2 pseudogenes are annotated in these 229 nt (G+C 56.8%); both read left to right on the forward strand.

Going from position 1 to position 229, the window contains the following annotated elements:
* Positions 1-108: pseudogene (locus KVT28_RS28100) on the forward strand (phosphonate ABC transporter, permease protein PhnE); the annotation flags it as partial.
* Positions 105-229, forward strand: a pseudogene (locus KVT28_RS28105) (phosphonate ABC transporter, permease protein PhnE); the annotation flags it as partial. The pseudogenes KVT28_RS28100 and KVT28_RS28105, both read left to right, overlap by 4 nt.

Genomic DNA, 229 nt, shown 5'->3' on the forward strand with positions numbered 1-229 from the left:
TACGATCAGGTCAGCATTAGGCTGATGCTGATCATTGTGGTGGTGTCGCTGCTGGATACGCTGTCCGGCTGTCTGCGTCGCCGCGTAGTGGAAGGAGACGTATCATGATCGCCTTAGCGCCGAATGTCGCCAAACTTAAGCAGGAGCATGCCACCCTGTTTGCTGCGCAAAATCGCTATCTGCGGCGCGTTGCGCTGTTGGCGCTGGCCATCGCGCTCTATTACCTACT

Source organism: Pantoea sp. GbtcB22 (assembly GCF_019091025.1).
Taxonomy (GTDB): Bacteria; Pseudomonadota; Gammaproteobacteria; order Enterobacterales; family Enterobacteriaceae; genus Pantoea; species Pantoea leporis.